The 17956-nt window shown below is 73.7% G+C and carries 18 protein-coding genes; 8 read left to right on the forward strand and 10 right to left on the reverse strand.

Features of this window, described 5'->3' with window-relative positions:
* Positions 1-149: 149 nt before the first annotated feature.
* Positions 150-542, reverse strand: a complete 393-nt coding sequence (locus ABFY03_RS07095; RefSeq protein WP_319009756.1) for an ankyrin repeat domain-containing protein — start codon at positions 540-542, stop codon at positions 150-152.
* 359 nt (positions 543-901) lie between these two features.
* Here ABFY03_RS07095 and ABFY03_RS07100 point away from each other — a divergent pair, with 359 nt between their 5' ends.
* Positions 902-1096 (forward strand): hypothetical protein, encoded by a 195-nt coding sequence (locus tag ABFY03_RS07100; RefSeq protein ID WP_030493667.1) that lies wholly within the window; start codon positions 902-904, stop codon positions 1094-1096.
* A gap of 37 nt (positions 1097-1133) precedes the next feature.
* Entirely contained in the window at positions 1134-2735 is a 1602-nt protein-coding gene (locus ABFY03_RS07105; RefSeq protein WP_346169505.1) for a hypothetical protein, read from the forward strand.
* 118 nt (positions 2736-2853) lie between these two features.
* Here ABFY03_RS07105 and ABFY03_RS07110 read toward each other — a convergent pair whose 3' ends face one another.
* Positions 2854-4353: an SCO1417 family PLP biosynthesis transcription factor gene (locus ABFY03_RS07110; RefSeq protein ID WP_346169506.1), complete on the reverse strand. Its 1500-nt coding sequence runs from the start codon at positions 4351-4353 to the stop codon at positions 2854-2856.
* Positions 4354-4488: 135 nt separating this feature from the next.
* On the opposite strand from ABFY03_RS07110, the gene yczE reads away from it, so the two are divergent.
* From yczE to ABFY03_RS07130, 4 genes are all read left to right on the forward strand, one after another.
* Positions 4489-5157, forward strand: a complete 669-nt coding sequence (gene yczE / locus ABFY03_RS07115) for a membrane protein YczE (protein WP_346169507.1) — start codon at positions 4489-4491, stop codon at positions 5155-5157.
* The gene (locus tag ABFY03_RS07120) at positions 5154-5918 is read left to right on the forward strand and encodes a glycerophosphodiester phosphodiesterase family protein (protein ID WP_319009759.1); all 765 of its coding nucleotides are present in this window, start codon (positions 5154-5156) and stop codon (positions 5916-5918) included. Before yczE ends, ABFY03_RS07120 begins: the two co-directional genes overlap by 4 nt.
* A gap of 47 nt (positions 5919-5965) precedes the next feature.
* Positions 5966-7345 (forward strand): MFS transporter, encoded by a 1380-nt coding sequence (locus ABFY03_RS07125; RefSeq protein WP_319009760.1) that lies wholly within the window; start codon positions 5966-5968, stop codon positions 7343-7345.
* A gap of 255 nt (positions 7346-7600) precedes the next feature.
* Positions 7601-7975, forward strand: coding sequence for an RNA polymerase-binding protein RbpA (locus ABFY03_RS07130; RefSeq protein ID WP_026278069.1), 375 nt, complete (start codon positions 7601-7603; stop codon positions 7973-7975).
* A gap of 101 nt (positions 7976-8076) precedes the next feature.
* Here ABFY03_RS07130 and fxsA read toward each other — a convergent pair whose 3' ends face one another.
* From fxsA to ABFY03_RS07150, 4 genes are all read right to left on the reverse strand, one after another.
* A complete protein-coding gene (gene fxsA, locus ABFY03_RS07135) occupies positions 8077-8673 on the reverse strand; it encodes an FxsA family membrane protein (RefSeq protein ID WP_319009761.1) in 597 nt (198 codons plus the stop codon).
* 95 nt (positions 8674-8768) lie between these two features.
* Positions 8769-9545, reverse strand: coding sequence for a polyprenol monophosphomannose synthase (locus ABFY03_RS07140; RefSeq protein ID WP_319009762.1), 777 nt, complete (start codon positions 9543-9545; stop codon positions 8769-8771).
* Between the two features lie 446 nt (positions 9546-9991).
* Positions 9992-11620 carry an amidohydrolase gene (locus ABFY03_RS07145; protein WP_319009763.1) on the reverse strand — a complete coding sequence of 543 codons (1629 nt, stop codon included), beginning with the start codon at positions 11618-11620 and terminating at the stop codon, positions 9992-9994.
* A 9-nt stretch (positions 11621-11629) separates the two neighbouring features.
* Positions 11630-12070, reverse strand: a complete 441-nt coding sequence (locus tag ABFY03_RS07150) for an Lrp/AsnC family transcriptional regulator (protein WP_030493658.1) — start codon at positions 12068-12070, stop codon at positions 11630-11632.
* Between the two features lie 223 nt (positions 12071-12293).
* Here ABFY03_RS07150 and ABFY03_RS07155 point away from each other — a divergent pair, with 223 nt between their 5' ends.
* Positions 12294-12662: a hypothetical protein gene (locus ABFY03_RS07155; RefSeq protein ID WP_319009764.1), complete on the forward strand. Its 369-nt coding sequence runs from the start codon at positions 12294-12296 to the stop codon at positions 12660-12662.
* 3 nt (positions 12663-12665) lie between these two features.
* Here ABFY03_RS07155 and ABFY03_RS07160 read toward each other — a convergent pair whose 3' ends face one another.
* Both ABFY03_RS07160 and ABFY03_RS07165 read right to left on the reverse strand, forming a co-directional pair.
* Positions 12666-13769, reverse strand: a complete 1104-nt coding sequence (locus ABFY03_RS07160; RefSeq protein ID WP_346169508.1) for a phosphotransferase family protein — start codon at positions 13767-13769, stop codon at positions 12666-12668.
* A 136-nt stretch (positions 13770-13905) separates the two neighbouring features.
* Complete coding sequence (locus tag ABFY03_RS07165) at positions 13906-15009, reverse strand: Rv3169 family protein (RefSeq protein ID WP_346169509.1); 1104 nt, start codon at positions 15007-15009, stop codon at positions 13906-13908.
* Positions 15010-15457: 448 nt separating this feature from the next.
* Between ABFY03_RS07165 and ABFY03_RS07170 the strand changes: the two genes are divergently transcribed.
* Entirely contained in the window at positions 15458-15679 is a 222-nt protein-coding gene (locus ABFY03_RS07170) for a hypothetical protein (RefSeq protein WP_319009767.1), read from the forward strand.
* 12 nt (positions 15680-15691) lie between these two features.
* On the opposite strand, the gene ABFY03_RS07175 is transcribed toward ABFY03_RS07170, so the two are convergent.
* Entirely contained in the window at positions 15692-15847 is a 156-nt protein-coding gene (locus ABFY03_RS07175; RefSeq protein ID WP_319009768.1) for an SCO1431 family membrane protein, read from the reverse strand.
* A 260-nt stretch (positions 15848-16107) separates the two neighbouring features.
* The gene (asnB, locus tag ABFY03_RS07180) at positions 16108-17952 is read right to left on the reverse strand and encodes an asparagine synthase (glutamine-hydrolyzing) (RefSeq protein WP_319009769.1); all 1845 of its coding nucleotides are present in this window, start codon (positions 17950-17952) and stop codon (positions 16108-16110) included.
* Positions 17953-17956: the final 4 nt, after the last annotated feature.

The following is a 17956-nucleotide window of genomic DNA, read 5'->3' on the forward strand; positions in this document are numbered from 1 at the left end:
TCGTACGTCGCTTGTGCGCGCTGCTCATCTTCCTCTGCCTCTCGTCCGTGACCCGGTCGTACGGCCGGGCTCGTCGTCATGATGACCGACCGTTTCCACCGCCGCGACCACATTTACGACACGGCTCCCACCTGGGGTTCAGCCGTCGTTCACCGGGTGGCGAAGAGCTCCAGGAGCTCGGCCTTCCCGAACATGCGGGCGGTGTCCACGGCGGACGGAGTGCCGGACTCCGGATTCGCGCCGCCGGCCAGCAGGGCGCGGATCACCGCCTCCTCGCCCTTGAAGACGGCGCCGGCGAGCGGGGTCTGGCCGCGGTCGTTGGCGCGGTCGGCGTCGGCGCCGCGCTCCAGGAGGGCGGTGACCGCGGCGGCGTGGCCGTGGTAGGCGGCGAGCATGACGAGGGTGTCGCCGCGGTCGTTGGTGAGGTCCGCGGGGACGCCCGCGTCGACATAGGCGGCGAGGGCCGCGGCGTCGCCGGCGCGCGCCAGGTCGAAGACCTTCGACGCCAGCTCGACGACCTCGGGGTCCGGGGTCTCGCTCATCTTCACAACCGCCTTCCGTGCTTCGCCTGCGTCCCGCGCGCGTGCCGCCCGGTACCGCCTGCCCTTGACCTGCGCACGGCAAGCGCGGCCGTACGAGTGAATCGACAGGGTACTGCCCGCACGGTGACATGACCGCGTCCGGCCGAGGCAAGGATCACGGCGTCCGACACCCGTGAGCAGCGCCTCTCGGTCCCCCCTTACCCCACTTCGGCGGTTTCGCCACCCGGGACGGCGGCCGCCGTCCGCCGGTCAAGTGAAAACGCCCGCCATTCACCTGAATGCACCTTTAGTCACATAGATACTTGCCGTGAACCTGGAAGGACTCATCGTGACTGTCCCCTCAACCAGGAGAACACCCAATGATCCTGTCCATCTCAGGCGTGGTCCTGCTCGGCATCATCTGCTTCCTGTTCTTCAAGAAGGACGGCCTCAAGGCCTCGCACGCGCTCGTGTGCGCGCTCTTCGGTTTCTACCTGGCGGGCACCGCCATCGCACCGAGCATCACCGCGGGCGGCCAGAGCCTGGCCGGCCTGCTGGGCGGAATCAAGTTCTGACGCCTCTCACCCCCTTCCACCACTCCAGGAGTACGACGTGGCCCGGCGACCACTCCCCCGCATTCTGAGCAGCGGCACCGCGCAACTCGCGCGCAGCCGAGAGATCGCGCGGTCGGCCGCCGACAGCGCCACCGACGTGCTCCACCCGCTGATCACGGTCTCCCGTGGTCTGCGGAAGCTGGCCGCGTCCGCGCGCGCCAAGTGGGCCGCGACCCCCAAGGAACGGCGCGGTCCCACGCTGTTCCTGGTCGCGGCCTGCGTCCTGGTCGTCGCCCTCGTGCCGTACGGGCCGCTGCTGGCGCTCGTCGCGCTCATGGGCGCCGCCGCGTGGAAGGGGCGTGAGAAACCGGTCGTGAAGACCGGCCCCGACGAGACGGAGATCGCCCGGCTGAAGGGCCTGTACGAGGCCCTCGTGCCGTACTTCTCCGTCCCCGAGGACCCCGAGCCGCTCTTCGCCCACGGCGGCGACTGGAGCCGGGCCTTCGCCGACCACGCCTTCGACGAGAGCGGCCGCCCGACCCGGCTGCGGATCTCCTACCCGCCGTACTTCCCCGACGGCGAACCGGCCTCCCGCGCCCGCATCGAGCAGCTGCTGCACGCCAAGTCGGGGCGCGGCCGCGAGTACCGCTTCGACTGGGACGAGGAGGGCAACCGGCTCGTCATGCAGGTGCTGCCCGCCCTCCCGACCACCATCGCCGCCCAGCGGTTCGTCACCGCCCCCGGCGAGACCGTCCTCGGCTTCACCGACGCCGACGCCGTGCAGCGGACCGTGCCCGTCGTCTCCTCGGAGGGCTCCGAGGACGCCCCGGCCGTCGTCTGGCGCACCGGCCCCCGCTCCACCGAGCCCCATCTGCTCGCCGTCGGCCAGCCCGGCAGCGGCACCACCACCCTGCTGCGCTCCCTGGCGCTCCAGGCCCTGGAACACGGCGACGTGCTCGTCGTGGACGGCGCGGGCGCCGGCGAGTACGCCTGCCTGGTCGGCCGCGACGGCGTGCTCGGCGTCGAGAGCGAACTGTCCGGCGCCCTGGAGAGCCTGGAGTGGGCCGCCCACGAGACCGAGCGCCGGCTGATCTCCGCCAACCGCGCCCGGCAGGCCGGCCACCCCGCCCCGGCGGACACCCGCCGCCCGCTGTGGATCCTCCTCGACCGCCCCGGCGTCCTCGGCCACCTGGCCGCCTCCGAGGGCCGCCCCGACCCCCAGGAGCTGCTCCAGGTGCCGCTGCGGCACGGCCGGGCGGCCCAGGTGACGGTGGTGGTGGCGGAGCAGTTCGACACCGCCGACGGGCTGCACGAGGGGGTACGCGCGCACACCCGCGCCCGCGTGGTGCTCGGCCCCGCCACCGCCGGGCAGATCGCCGCCGTCCTCGGCGTCGAGCCGCACACCACGCCGACCCCGCAGGTCCCGCCGGGCCGCGGCTACGCCCGCCTCGGCACCGGGCCGGTCCTCCGGCTCCAGGTGCCGGCGACCCCCGACCCGTACGACGACGCCGTCGGCGACACCGACCGGCAGGCCGTCCTCGACCTGCTGCCCGAGCGGCGGGCGGCCGCCACGGTGGCCCTGGAGAAGGTCCCCGAGGCGGCGGCCGAGCCGACCCCCGGCCCCTTCCCCCGGCACGCCCCGGTCCCGGCGGAGGGCTGACGGCGCACCCCGTGAGGACGGCGAAGGCCGGTACCGACCCCGCGAGGTCGGTACCGGCCTTCGCCGTTCACACCGCGAGCCCGGCCGCCCCACGCGCGCGTGGGCCCCGGCGACCGGCTCAGGCCACGAACGTCCGGGGCGGCTCCACTCCCCCGCCGAGCCCCGACTCCACCAGCCGGGCCGCCGCCGCGAGCCGGCTCGCGGCCTCCTCGGCGACCGGCCCCGCGACGGTGAACGGCAGCCGGATGTACCCCTCGAAGGCGCCGTCGACGCCGAACCGGGGACCGGACGGCACCCGGACACCGACCCGCTCGCCCGCCTCGGCCAGCCGGGACCCGGAGAGCCCGCCGGTGCGCACCCACAGCGTCAGGCCGCCGCGCGGCACATCGAACTCCCACTCCGGCAGCTCCTTGCGGACCGCCGCGACGAGCGCGTCCCTGTTCTCCCGGGCCTGCGCCCGGCGGAGGGTGACGGCCTCCTCCCACCCTCCGGTGCGCATCAGCCAGTTGACGCCGAGCTGCTCCAGGACGGGCGTGCCCAGGTCGGCGTAGGCGCGGGCGGCGACCAGGGAGCGGATGACGTCGGGCGCGGCGCGGACCCAGCCGATCCGCATCCCGGCCCAGAACGCCTTGCTGGCCGAGCCGACGGTGAGGACGGTGGAGCCGGCCGGGTCGAAGGCGCAGACCGGGCGGGGCATCTCGACGTCGTCGTCGAGGTGGAGCTCGGTCATCGTCTCGTCGACGACGAGCACCGTGCCGGCCGCGCGGGCCGCCTCCACGAGCCGCCGCCGCTGGTCCTCGTCGGCGAGGGCCCCGGTCGGGTTGTGGAAGTCGGCGACCACGTACGCGAGCCGGGGCGCGGCGTCGCGGAGCACCTGGCGCCAGCGTCCGAGGTCCCAGCTGCCGAGCCCCTCGGACATGGCGACGGGGACCAGCCGGGCGCCGGCCTCCCGCATCAGCTGGAGGATGTTGGCGTACGACGGGGACTCGACGGCGATCCGCTCGCCGCGCCCGGCGAAGAGGTGGCAGATGGCGTCGATGGCGCCCATGGCGCCGGTGGTGACCATGATCTGCTCGGGCATGGTCGGGATGCCGCGGGCGGTGTAGCGCTCGGCGAGCATGGCGCGCAGCGCGGGGAGCCCGGCCGGGTAGTCGCCGTGGGTGTGCGCGTACGGCGGCAGCTCCTCCAGCGCGCCCTGCACGCTGCGGGTCAGCCAGGGCTCGGGCGCGGGCAGGGCGGCACAGCCGAGGTCGATGAGGGAGCCCAGGGTCTCCGGCGGCAGCGGTTCGAGCCCGCGGGCGGGCAGCGGGTTGCCGGCCGGGACCGCGGTCCAGCTGCCGGCGCCGCGCCGGGACTCCAGGAAGCCCTCGGTGCGCAGCGCCTCGTAGGCGGCGGCCACGGTGGTGCGGCTGACGGTGAGGGCGAGGGCCAGCTCGCGCTCGGCGGGCAGCCGGGCGGCGACCGGCACCCGGCCCTCCAGGACGAGCAGGCGGATGCCGTCGGCGAGGGCGCGGTAGGCGGGCGGCTTCCGCGCGCCGGGGCCCGCGGGGCGGGGTGACTGCGCCTGGAGCTGCCGCGCCAGCTGGGCGGCCCCGACGGCCGAAGTCCACTGAGCCATGGAAATCAGTCCACCTTCCTCGAATTGGCCATGGTTGGCATCCGTTCTCCCGCCACAGAGTGTCATGAGTCGGTCCACCGTCACCACACCGGGCCGCGCATCCGACACCCGTCACCACCTCAGGGGGGCTCGTCCATGTCCATCGCCTCCGGTCCGCGCGGCCGGCATCTCACCCGCCGGCTCGTCCAGCTGTACGCCGGTCTCGTCCTCTACGGCGTGAGCTCGGCGATGCTCGTCCGCAGCGGTCTCGGCCTGGAGCCGTGGAACGTGCTGCACGAGGGCCTGTCGGAGGTCACCGGTCTCTCGATGGGGGTCGTCCTGACGATCGTCGGGGCGCTCGTCCTGCTCCTGTGGGTCCCGCTGCGGCAGCGGCCGGGCCTGGGCACGGTCTCGAACGTCCTGGTGATCGGCGCGGCGATGGACGGCACCCTGAGCCTGCTCCCCGAGGCCCACGGCCCGGCGACGCGCATCGCCCTGCTGGTGGTGGGCATCACCCTGAACGGGGTGGCGACCGGCCTGTACATCGCGGCCCGCTTCGGCCCGGGGCCGCGCGACGGCCTGATGACCGGCCTGCACCGCCTCACGGGGCGCTCGATCCGGCTGATCCGCACCCTGATCGAGATCACGGTGGTCGCCACCGGCTTCCTGCTCGGCGGCTCGGTCGGCGTGGGCACGGTCCTCTACGCGCTGTCGATCGGCCCGCTCGCCCAGTTCTTCCTGCGCCTCTTCGCCGTCCCGGAGCCGGCCCCCGTCGGCGCCGAGGTCGCCGCGGAGTCACCGGAAGGCGCCATACTGCGGCGGTGACTCGCGTACGCCACCCCTACCTCGACCACCCGCACCCGCTCCCCTTCGCCCACCGGGGCGGCACGGCGGACGGCCTGGAGAACACCGCGGCCGCCTTCCGCCGGGCCGCCGCGGCGGGCTACCGCTATTTCGAGACCGACGTGCACACCACCGCCGACGGCGTGCTCGTCGCCTTCCACGACGCCACCTTGGACCGGGTGACGGACGCCACCGGTCTGATCCGCGACCTGCCGTGGGCCGAGGTGCGGGAGGCCCGGGTGGCCGGCAAGGAGCCGCTGCCGCTCTTCGAGGACCTGCTCCAGGAGTTCCCCGAGGCGCGCTGGAACGTGGACCTCAAGACCGAGTCGGCGCTCGCCCCGCTGGTCGACCTGATCTCCCGCACCGACGCCTGGGACCGGGTCCTGGTCGGCTCCTTCACCGAGGCCCGGGTGGCCCGGGCGCAGCGGCTCGCCGGGCCCCGGCTGGCCACCTCGTACGGGGTGACCGGGGTCGCGGCGCTGCGGATGCGCTCGCTGGGGCTGCCGGCGCCGCTGCGGGCCGGCGCGGTCGCCGCGCAGGTGCCGGAGACGCAGGGCGGGATCCGCGTGGTCGACCGCCGCTTCGTCCGGGCGGCGCACGCGCGCGGGCTCCAGGTGCACGTGTGGACCGTGAACGATCCGGAGCGCATGGACTCTCTCCTCGACCTGGGGGTCGATGGCATCATGACCGATCATCTCGAGACGCTGCGCGAGGTCCTCGCCGCCCGTGGGACATGGGCCTGAGACCGAGCGGGCGTCCCGGCGACGGGGACGAACGAGGGGGCGCGGCCGTGACCGCCGAGACGACCGGTCCTGAGGGACCCATCACCGATCCCGCCGAGCGCAGACGGGAGCAGCGCGGCTGGTACTTCTACGACTTCGCCTGCTCGGTCTACTCGACCAGTGTCGTGACCGTGTTCCTGGGGCCGTACCTCAAGTCGGTGGCCGAGAACGCCGCCGACGGCGAGAACAGGGTGTACCCGCTGGGCATACCCGTGGCGCCGGGGTCGCTCTTCCCGTACGCCGTCTCCGTCTCGCTGGTGGTCGCCATCGTGGCGATGCCGCTGGTGAGCGCGGCGGCGGACCGCCGGGGCCGCAAGAAGCCGCTGCTCGCGGCGGCGGCGTACCTCGGGGCGGGCGCGACGACCGGCATGTTCTTCCTGGAGGGCGACCGGTACCTGCTGGGCGCCTTCCTGCTGATCGTGGCGAACGCCTCCTTCGCGGTGGCGATGATGCTCTACAACGCCTATCTGCCGCAGATCGCCGGCCCGGAGGAGCGCGACGAGGTCTCCTCGCGCGGCTGGGCCTTCGGCTACACCTCGGGCGCCCTGGTGCTGGTGCTCAACCTGGTGCTGTACTCCGGCCACGAGTCCTTCGGCCTGGAGGAGGGCGAGGCGGTCCGGATCTGTCTCGCCTCGGCGGGGCTCTGGTGGGGCGCCTTCGCGCTGATCCCGCTGAAGCGGCTGCGCGACCGGCGGCTGCCCCCGGCTCCGGTGGGTGCCGGCCGGCCGGTGGGCGAGGGAGCGGTCGGCGCGGGCTGGCGGCAGCTGCGGTCGACCATCAGGGACATGCGCGCCCACCCGCTGACGCTGGCCTTCCTGCTCGCCTACCTGGTCTACAACGACGGGGTGCAGACGGTGATCTCGCAGGCGGCGATCTTCGGCGAGGAGGAGCTGGGCCTGGAGAAGACCACGCTCATCACGGCGGTGCTGCTCGTGCAGGTGCTCGCGGTGGCGGGCGCCCTGCTGATGGCCCGGTTCGCCCGGACGTACGGCGCCAAGCGGACGATCCTGGGCGCGCTGGTGGTGTGGACGGTCATCCTGATGGCCGGGTATCTGCTGCCGGCCGGGGCGCCGGTCTTCTTCTACTGCCTGGCGGCGGCGATCGGGCTCGTGATGGGCGGCACCCAGGCGCTGTCCCGTTCGTTGTTCTCGCACCTGGTGCCGGAGGGGAAGGAGGCGGAGTACTTCTCGGCGTACGAGCTGAGCGACCGCGGGCTGAGCTGGCTGGGTCCGCTGATGTTCGGGCTCGTGTATCAGCTGACGGACAGCTATCGAGCTGCCATCATCTCTCTCGTGATCTTCTTCGTGGCCGGATTCGCGCTGCTCGCCAGGGTCCCCGTACGGGACGCCGCGCACGAGGCGGGCAATGTCGTACCCGAGCGAATTTAGACGCGGAAGTGAAAGGCCGGTAGTGTACGCGTTTGGCCTGCCAGGCGGACCGTTACTGCGTGCTGCTTTGGTGAAGACGCCGTGTCACATCTGCCGCCGGATGTGACAAAACGGGCACTGGTGGGTACAACAAGGGGCGGCACGACGGGCGACGCATGACCCGGAACGGGAATCTTTATCGCCGACCGGACGTTGACCGGATGACGACGACAGCGACACCTGTCCTGTGGGCGACAAGCCCGGGAGGCACGATTCATGAGTGAGCGAGCTCTTCGCGGCACGCGCCTCGTGGTGACCAGCTACGAGACCGACCGCGGCATCGATCTGGCCCCGCGCCAGGCCGTGGAGTACGCATGCGAGAAGGGCCATCGTTTTGAGATGCCCTTCTCGGTGGAGGCGGAGATTCCGCCGGAGTGGGAATGCAAGGTCTGCGGAAGCCAGGCGCTTCTGGTGGACGGCGACGGACCCGAGGAGAAGAAGGGCAAGCCGGCGCGTACGCACTGGGACATGCTCATGGAGCGTCGTACCCGCGAGGAGCTGGAGGAGGTCCTCGCCGAGAGGCTGGCCGTCCTGCGCTCCGGCGCCATGAACATCGCGGTGCATCCGCGCGACAGCCGCAAGTCCGCCTGACGGACGCCACGGCACGAGCAACGCCGAGGGGCCCGGTACACGATCCGTGTACCGGGCCCCTCGGCGTGCGCGCCCGTCCGCCCGCTCAGGGCGCCGGGGACTCAGGGCGTCAGGGGCGGGCGCTGTCCGTCGCCGGGGCCGTACGGGCTCCGGGGCGCGTCCTCGCGGATGACCTCGCCCTGGACCACCTTCCCGTCCGGCCGGTGGATACGGGCCTGCTGGAAGGCGTCCTGGAGGCTCCCGGGAGGTGCGGCGGCCATCCGGCGCTCGACGGCCCGCTCCGCGGCGCGCCCGAGGGCCGTGCGCACCTGCGGCACGAGCAGCAGCAGTCCGGCGGCGTCGGAGATCAGGCCGGGGAGCATCAGGAGCAGGCCGCCCAGCATGAGGAAGCCGTTGCGGTCCTCGGCGCCCTTCCGGTCGGCGGCGCTCGGCACCGTGCCGCTCCGGGCGGCCGCCTGGGCCTGCTGGAAGGTCGCGCCGAGGTTGGCGAAGGCCCGGCGGCCGGCCCGCTTCACCACGGTGGCGCCGAGCACGGCGCCGCCGACGAGGAGGAGCAGCACGGTCAGCCCGCCCGCCGCGTTCGCCACGACGGTGAGCAGCCAGATCTCCAGGACCAGCCAGGCGGCGAGGCCGAGCGGGAGGAGGGTGCGCGCGCGGGAGCGCGCGGGGGCCTGAGGGGGCGGTGCGCCGGTCGTCATGCCGTCCAGTGTGCCTGGCGCGCCGCAGGAACGTCGTAAGGAAAAGATCAGCCCGGACCGCGCGGGGCGGTCCGGGCCGGGTGGTGCGGTGGAGGTCAGCCGGTCTTGCGGCCGAGGAGCCTGGAGACCTTCTCGGCGCGGGCGGTGAGGCCCCAGCCGGTGACCCGCCAGAGGGCCTCGACCACGATGTTCCGGCTCATCTTGGAGTCGCCGACCTCGCGCTCGACGAAGGTGATGGGGACCTCGACGACGTGGAAGCCGGCGGCGACGGCCCGGCGGGCGAGGTCGACCTGGAAGCAGTAGCCGGCCGAGGCCACGTTCTCCAGGCCCAGGCCCTCCAGGGTCTCCTTGCGGAAGGCGCGGTAGCCGCCGGTGACGTCGCGGATCGGGACGTCGAGCATGACGCGGGAGTAGAGGCTGCCGCCGCGGGAGATGAACTCGCGGGACTTCGGCCAGTTCACGATCCGGCCGCCGGGCACCCAGCGGGAGCCGAGGACCAGGTCGGCGTTCTTGAGCGCGGTGAGCAGCCGGGGCAGTTCCTCGGGCTGGTGGGAGCCGTCGGCGTCCATCTCGACGAGGACCTCGTAGCCGTGCTCGATGCCCCAGCGGAAGCCCGCCAGGTAGGCGGCGCCGAGCCCTTCCTTGCCCTTGCGGTGCAGGACGTGGACGTGGTCGTCGTCGGCCGCGAGCTCGTCGGCGAACTTGCCGGTGCCGTCCGGGCTGTTGTCGTCGGCGACGAGGATGTGCGCCTCGGGGACGGCTTCCCGTACGCGCGCGACGATCGGCCTGATGTTGTCCGCCTCGTTGTAGGTCGGAATGATCACCAAAGCCTTGCCGAGCGGGCCGTAACGCCTCACGCCACCGTCGTTCACTACTGCCCCTTCGGATACAGACACAGGCCCCCACCTTAGCGAGGTCTCCGGCGTGGTCTGGTCCTGCGGGGTGTGAGACGTGCGACGCCGGGGCGGGCGGGTGCGGTGCGGGGCCCGACGTCCTTCGGTCCGACCCGGGACCCGCTGGCTGCGGATCGGCCGAAGGCCGTTGTCTACTGAACGTCCGGGCCCCACCCGGGTCGCACCTTCCGCCGGCGAAACCTTCCCTCGCGGCCGAGGCGCGGGCGGCGGTCGGCATCGGCGGGGAGGCGTGGTCCGGGCGGACGTCCTGTGGTGGACGCGGGAGAACCTACCGGGCCGGGGCGGTCGGCTGTCAACACCCGTTTGACCTGCGGGGTTCCCGAGAAACCGCAGGCCGGGCGGGAAGATCCGCAGGTCGGGGGCGAACCCGTGGTGCGTACATCCGGGGGACCGTCAACCGGACATCACTCGTTCGGCCGTACGAACACCGTCTGCCCGTGCACGACGGTCCGGAGGCAGACGGGGAGGTCGACGCCCGGGGACAGATCGGGCAGACCGGGCGTCCCGGAGCGGGGGTCGGTGGACCACCGGGCCACCCGGTCGTCGGGCGCCTGGACGACCAGTTCGCCGGTCCGCCAGATCGCGTAGTCGGCGGGCGCGCCGGGGACGAGGATGCCGGCGTCGTCCCGGCCGACCGCCCGCCATCCGCCGCGCGTGTGGGCGGTGAAGGCGGCCCGGACCGAGACCCGGTGCTCGGGGGTGCGGTGGAAGGCGGCCGCCCGGACTGTCCCCCACGGGTCGAGCGGGGTCACCGGGCTGTCCGAGCCGAAGGCGAGCGGCACGCCGGCCCGGAGCAGGGCCGCGTACGGGTTGAGGGTGCGGGCCCGCTCGGCGCCCAGGCGCTCGGCGTACATGCCCTCGTCGCCGCCCCACAGGGCGTCGAAGGCGGGCTGGACGGAGGCGGTGAGGCCGAGCTCGGCGAAGGCGGCGACGGTCTCGGGGGTGAGCATCTCGGCGTGCTCGATCCGGTGCCGGGCGGCCCGGATCCGGGCCAGTCCGAGCTTCTCGGAGGCGGCCCGGACGCCGTCGACGACGGCGGTGACGGCGGCGTCGCCGATGGCGTGGAAGCCGGCCTGGAGGCCCGCCTCGGTGCAGGCCGTGACGTGGGCTGCGACGGTGTCGGCGTCCAGGTGGGCGGCGCCGGTGTGGCCGGCGGCGTCCGCGTACGGCTCGTGGAGGCAGGCGGTGTGGGAGCCGAGGGAGCCGTCGGCGAAGAGGTCGCCGGCCGCGCCGAGGGCGCCGAGCGCGCGGGCCCGCTCGATGTCGAGGTCGGCCCAGTAGCCGACCACGCGCGGGCCGGGCTCGCTGCGCGCGAGGTCCAGCAGGCCGGTGAAGTCGTCCTCGGAGGAGATGCGCGGCCCGCCGCACTCGTGGAGGGTGCCGATCCCGAGGGAGGCGGCGTGCGCGCGGGCGGCGCGCTGGGCCTCGGTGCGCTGGCGCGGCGAGACGGCGGCGAAGGCGGCGGCACGGACGGCGTGGTGGGCGTCGCCGGTGAGCGGCGCGCGCCCGTCGTGGAAGCCGTCCAGCTCCCGTACGCCGGGGACGAGGTCGAGCAGCGCGGTGGTGACGACGGCCGAGTGGACGTCGATCCGGGTGAGGTAGAGCGGCCGGCCGGCGGCGAGCCCGTCCAGCTCCTCGCGGGTGAACGGGCGCCGCTCGGGCCAGCGGGAGGCGTCCCAGCCGTGCCCGATGAGGATGCGGTCCTCGGGTCGGGCGGCGGCGTGGGCCCGGATCAGCTCCGCCGCCTCGGCGAGCGAGGCGGCGGAGGAGAGGTCGAGGCCGGTGAGCGCGAAGCCGGTGGCCGTGGTGTGGACGTGGGCGTCCACGAAGGCCGGGGTGACGAGCGCACCCTCCAGGTCGATCACCTCGTCCACGCCGGAGGCGAAGGCGTCGGCGGCGCCCTCCTCGCCCACCCAGGCGATGTGGCCGCGCTCCACCACCATGGCGGTGGCGAAGGGGTCGGCGGGGCTGTGGACTTCTCCACCGCGCAGCAGCACGGTGCGGTGTTCGCCGGAGTTCAGGGTGTCGCTCATGCGACCAGGCTAAATGCGCGGCGGCCTGGCTTCGTACGGGGTGGACAGGACGACGGTGGTGCGGCTGGAGACGTGCGCCTGGGAGCGGATCCGGCTGAGCAGGTGCTCCAGCTCCAGCGGGGTGGCGACCCGGACCTTGAGGATGTAGTTCTCGTCGCCGGCGACGCTGTGGCACGCCTCGATCTCGGGGATGTCGGCGAGCCGGTCGGGGGTGTCGTCGGGGGCGCTGGGGTCGAAGGGTTTGACCGAGATGAAGGCGGTCAGCGGGAGGCCCACCGCCTCGGGGTCGACGACGGCGGCATAGCCGCGGATGACACCGCGCTGCTCCAGCCGGCGAACGCGCTGATGCACGGCCGACGTGGACAGGCCGGTGGCCTTGCCCAGGTCGGTGTAGCTCATGCGCCCGTCCTTGACGAGCAACTCCACGATCTGACGATCCAGCTCCTCCATGCGCCGACCCTATTGCGCCGAAGGGTCCCGGGCCCAGCCGGGTGCGGGCCTTATGCACCGCTATGGGCAGCGGCGCGGCACCTGCGACGGGCATGTGACGAACACCACAGGTTTACCGCGGCCTCCGGGGCCCGCTCACGGTTATGCGGAGGTCCGTATGGGAAGGGCTTGCTGTGGTCCCGGCCGCAGAGTACCGGCCGACCTGTCCGAGGGGGAGTTCTCCATGCTGGAGCCCGTTGATTCCGTCGAGCCGTCCGATGAGTTCGACGCGTACGACACGTTCGAGATGTTCCGGGTGATCTGCCCGGAGTGCGATCAGCCGATCGCGCTGCTGGCGGACGAGGACGCGCTGCCCGAGCACGCGCTGTGCCCGTCGGCGTGGAACCCCTTCACCCTGACGGTCTGCCCGGGTACCGGCCGGCCCGCCGACGAGGCGCCCGCCGCCGACGACGAGGCCGGCGTCCAGGAGCAGGACACCGCACTGCTCCTGACGCTTCCGCAGGGCCTGGACTGGCGGACGCAGCCCTTCTCGCACATCGGCGGTCCGGGCTCGCGGCCGATCCGCGCGACGCAGTTGCGCCGCGCGGCCTGAGTCTCAGCTCTCCCCGGTCCAGTAGGCGCCGCGCACCATCGCCGCGAGGGTGGCGTGGTGCAGGATGAGCCGGTCGGGGTCCGCGGGGACCTCGACCTCGCCGAAGTACGCCTGGCGGTACGCGATCCTCAGCATCACGATCGCGTGCCGCAGCGCCGCGTACAGGGTGTGGAACTCCATCGCGCGCGGAGTGTGCCCGGTGAGTTCGGCGTACCGCCGCTCGATCGCCTCGCGGCGCAGGAAGCCGGGCAGCCCGGGCTGGCCGAAGCCGACGGTCAGGTCCTGGAAGAAGCGGTGCAGGTAGACGGTCCAGCCGAGGTCGACCTCGCGGGGCGCGCAGGCCGCCATCTCCCAGTCGAGGACGGCGGCCGGGGTGAAGCCGTCGTAGACGATGTTCCCGATCCGGGCGTCGCCCCAGCAGAGGACGGCCGGACCCTCGTCGTCCGGCCACAGCTCCTCCAGGCGCGCGAAGGCGGCCTCGATCAGCGGTGACGGCGCGAGTCCGGCCACCACCCAGGCGTAGTAGGCGCGTTGGGCGTCGACGTGCCGGCGCAGCGGGCTGCCGGTCCCGTCCGGGAGCAGGAACCCGGCCTCCTTCGCCGGGAACTGGTCGTGGAGCCGGGCGAGGATTCCCACCGACTCGGCCTCCAGAAGGGCGCGTTGGGCGTCGGTGGCGGCGTGCAGCCAGTTCCCCTCGTACGTGTAGGGCATGACGTCCGGCGGGACGCGGCCCTCGGCGCGGGCCATCACGAAGAACGGGGCGCCGAGCGGTTCCGCGTCCTCCTCCAGCCACAGCACGCGCGGCACGGGCACGTCCGTGTGGTCGGCGACCAGCGCCATCACCCGGTGCTGGCGGGCCATGTCGTAGACGGGGAAGACGGTGTACGCGGCGGGGTCGGCGGCCAGCCGCAGGGCGCAGCCGCGCACCGGGGCGTCCGGGTGCTCCAGGTCGAAGAGCAGGGTCTCGCTGGACATGCCGTTGGAGCCGGGCACGGCGAGCCCGGAGACGGTGGCGCCGGGCAGCCTGCGGTCGAGCCAGGCGGTGAGCCGGGCGGCCAGCTCCTCGGGGTCGCGGGTGGTGGTGCGGGGACGGGGGGCGGTGGCCATGGGCGTCTCCTTCTCTCGAGGGCTCGGTTCGCCTCCGGGGCGCTCGTGCCGGGCTCACGGGCCCGACCGTGCTCGGGCCCGTTCCCCCGGCGCGCCCCTTCGGCTCGCTCGGCGGTCCTGGGGTGGGGTCCGACGGTCAGCCGGTGAAGCCGCTGGGGTCGTGGCGGCCGAAGGAGCCGTGCTCGAAGACGCCGTGGCCGGTGCGGCCGTCGAGGGTGAAGCGGGCCGCGTGGTCGGTGACGCCGTAGGCGGCGAGCGGGTGGGCGGCCGGGGCGGAGAGGTCGTAGACGCGCCGGTCGGTCCAGTCGCGGCCCTGCCAGGTGCCGTGCTGCCAGTCGCCGGCGGGCGGGTAGCCGGCGCCGACGGCGAGCGGGGAGGAGGCGAGGATCTCGACGCCGATCTCCAGGGGTTCGCCGCCCGGGTCGGTGAGGTGGACGACGGCGCTCTCGGGGTGGCGGGTGCCGGGGCGGTACGCGATCTCGGTGCGGGGCCAGCCGAGCTGGACGTCCCGGTGGCCGTTCCGGACGAGCTGGGCCTGGTTGAGGGTGCGGTAGCCGTCGGCGTCCTCCTGGACGACGACCATCACGAAGCGGTCCTCGAAGCGCATGGGGATCCAGAGCCAGTGGAAGCCCTCGGGACGGGACTCGGCCGCGCGGCCGGGCTCCTCGCCCGGGATGGGGCGGACGCCCCAGCTGCGGTCGCGGGTGCCGGTCCACTCCCCCGCCGTGACCTCGAACCGCTCGCCGCCGGCCCGGACGGTGCCCGCGCAGTGGCCGGCCTGGACGAAGCGGCGGCCTTCGAGGGTGAGCCGGCCGCCGGTGCGCTGGAGGTGGTGCGGCTCCCAGAGGGCCGGGAAGTCGCCGGTCCAGGTGAGGTCGAAGGAGAGCCCGTCGGGGTCGGCCGGGTCGGCGGCGCAGCTCAGGGTGAAGCGGCGGAGCGGTTCGTCGACGGTGATCCGCAGCGGGCCGACCTCCAGGCGCATCCGGTCGTCGCCGAGGGCGTCGGAGGCGCGGACGGCGTGCAGCCGGTCGCCGGTGCGCAGGGTGGCGTAGGCGTCGACGACACCGGTGTTGGGGTAGACGCCGAGCCCGGCGATGAGCAGCGCGCGGCCGGCGTGGTCGAAGACGTGGAAGATGCAGCGGTCGTAGGCGTTCCGGTCGCCGCTGACGTGGTGCTTCATCGACAGCGGGGCCTGGTGCACGGGGTATTCGTCGAGCGCGACGGGCCGGTCGTCGTCCACGGCTGACCTCCTGGTCCTCGAAGAGGATCTGACGGTACGTCAGACTTCGTGGCGAGGACCAGAGGCGTGCGCGGGCGCCGGGCAGGGGCCGTGCGCCCGCGCGGGCGCCGGGTAAGAGGCGAACTGCCGCTCGAATGCGTCCGGCGGTGACCCGGCGGGGCCGGGGCGCGTTGGTCCGGGCATGACCACGCTGTACTCCACACCCAGCGGAGTCGGTCGGCATCGGCAGACCGAACCGCGCGGTGAAGAATCGGTTCCGCGCTGGATTCCGGCAGGGACGGCCGCATCCGGCCCCGCCCCCGACGACTCCGCGCCGGCGCCGCTCCCCGCGCGTGCCCCGGCCCCGGAGGCGACGCCCGCGCCGGGCCCGCGACCGGCCGCCGCGCCGCTGCCGGTCCCCGCGCCGGCGGCGCCGGCGGCCGGACCCGCGCCCACCGGCGTCGTACCGATGCCCACGATGGTCGCCGTGCCGCGGCCGGCGCCGGTGCCCGTGCAGGTCCACCCGGACCCGCCGATCTACCAGGCGCTGTACTCGCTCTGGGCCAGCCAGGGACGCACGGTGCCCGGGCGCCGGGACGCCGAGTGGGCGCGGCTCGCCGCGGGGCCTGTCTGGGCCGACCGGACCGTACGGGTCAACGGGACCCTGGTCGCGCGGGCCGACGGGCGCTGACCGCCCGCCGGGTCACATGAGGCCCGCGCGGGTGACCAGGACGGCGAGGAGGACGACGAGGGTCCAGCCGAGGACGTGCTCCAGCAGCTCGGGACCCCGGTCGTCCTGGGGGCCGCCCGTGCGCGTGCGCGTGAGGAGACGGCCGGCGAGGGTGGTGGTGGCGCTCATGGCCACCACCATGGGGCACCGGGGCGGCCCCGGACCAGAGACGTCCCTCACACCCCGGCGGCGCCCCGGACGGCGCGGAGCGCGCCGACGGGCCGAAGCGCCCCGGCCGGCACGGGAGTCGGCCGGTCGCGGCGCTGGGACGGCGGCCCCGGGTGTGCCGCACGCCACTTTCCCGCCGGCCGGAGCCGGACGCCCCGCCCGCGGCGGTACCGGCGCGGCGTCCGCTCCCGCACCGGACCGCCCGCGACGGCGGCGGGGGCTCAGTCCAGCAGCAGTTCCGGCGCGTGCAGCTCCAGCCAGGTGTTCAGGTCGAGCACCCGCTCCAGGCCGGCCCGCACGCCCATCGGCATGCCCGCCGGGTCCTGGGCCACGACCTGCTGCGCCCAGGCCCGGTCGACGAGCGCGAACAGCTCGGTCTCCGGGGAGGCGACGAGCTCCTTGACCTGCTGCTGCAGGTTGGCCGCGTACTCGGGGTTCTGCGGCGAGGGGTACGGGCTCTTGACCCGCTCCACCACCGAGCTCGGCATCACGTGGGAGGCCGCGTGGCGCAGCAGGCTCTTCTCCCGGCCGTCGAAGGTCTTCATCGACCACGGCGTGTTGTAGACGTACTCGACCAGCTCGTGGTTGCAGAAGGGCACCCGCACCTCCAGGCCGACGGCCATGGAGAGCCGGTCCTTGCGGTCCAGCATGTTGCGGACGAAGCGCGTCAGGTGGAGGTGGAAGATCGAGCGCATCCGGCGGTCCTGCTCCGACTCGCCGTCGAGGTGCTCGACCTCGGCGAGCGCCGCCGCGTACTGGTCGGCGGTGTAGGTCCCCACGTCGAGCCGCTTCCGCAGGCCGGGCTCGATGTGGTCGGTGCGGGACTCCAGGCTCAGCGGCGGGATGACCGCCATCCAGGGGAAGGTCGGGACCCGGGTCAGCGCCTCGACGTGGAACCACGGGTAGCCGCCGAACACCTCGTCGGCCGACTCCCCGGACAGCGCCACGGTCGACCGCTCGCGGATCGCCTTGAAGAGCAGGTAGAGGGAGTTGTCCAGGTCGCCGAAGCCGTTGGGTATGTCCCGGGAGGCCACGGCGGCGCGCCGCACCGCGGGGTCCGAGAGGTCCGCGGGGTTCAGCACGACGTCGTGGTGGTCGGAGCCCACGTGGGCCACCACGTCGCGGACGAACGGCGAGTCGGGGGTCTCCCGCATCTCGTCGGGGACGAAGTTCTCCTCCTGGCCCGCGAAGTCCACGGAGAAGGTGCGCACCCGCTCGCCGCGGAGGGCCAGCCGCTCGGCCGCCAGGCCGGTGAGCGCGCTGGAGTCGAGCCCGCCCGAGAGGAGCACGCCCTGGGGCACGTCCGAGATCATCTGCCGGTCGACGATCCCGGTGAGCATCTCCCGGATCCGCGCCACGGTGTCCTCGCGGCTGTCGGTGTGCTCGACGGCCTTCAGGCTCCAGTAGGTGCGCTGCCGCAGCCCGTCGCGGTCCACGGTGATCACCGTGCCGGGCAGCATCTCGTGCATGCCCTTCCACAGGGCCCAGCCGGGGGTCTTGGTCTGGGCGAAGAGCTCCCGCAGGCCGTCGGTGTCGACCGCCTTGCGCACCAGGGGGTTCGCCAGGATCGCCTTGGGCTCGGAGCCGAACAGCACGCCGTCCGGGGTGGGGTGGTAGAAGAGCGGCTTGATTCCCATGCGGTCGCGCACGAGGACCAGCTTCTGCTCCCGCTCGTCCCAGACGGCGAACGCGTACATGCCGTCGAGGTGGTCGACGAGGCTCTCGCCCCATTCGAGATAGGCGTGGAGCACGACCTCGGTGTCGCTCTCCGTCGTGAAGGAATGCCCCAGCCCCCGGAGGCGGTCGCGCAGCTCGCGGTAGTTGTACGCCTCCCCGGAATACACCAGCACGACGGCGCCGGCCGGCGTGCGCACGCTCATCGGCTGCGTGCCGCCGGGCAGGTCGATGATGGCGAGCCGCCGGTGGCCCAGTCCGACATGGGTGTCCACGTACGTGCCGCAGGCGTCCGGTCCGCGGCACGCCATCGTCCCGGTCATGGCGTCGAGGGCGTCACGCCGGCGCGTCAGATCGGATTCGAAGGACACCCAGCCAGAAATTCCGCACATTTGG

The sequence above is a fragment of the Streptomyces roseofulvus genome (assembly GCF_039534915.1).
GTDB classification, from domain to species: domain Bacteria; phylum Actinomycetota; class Actinomycetes; order Streptomycetales; family Streptomycetaceae; genus Streptomyces; species Streptomyces roseofulvus.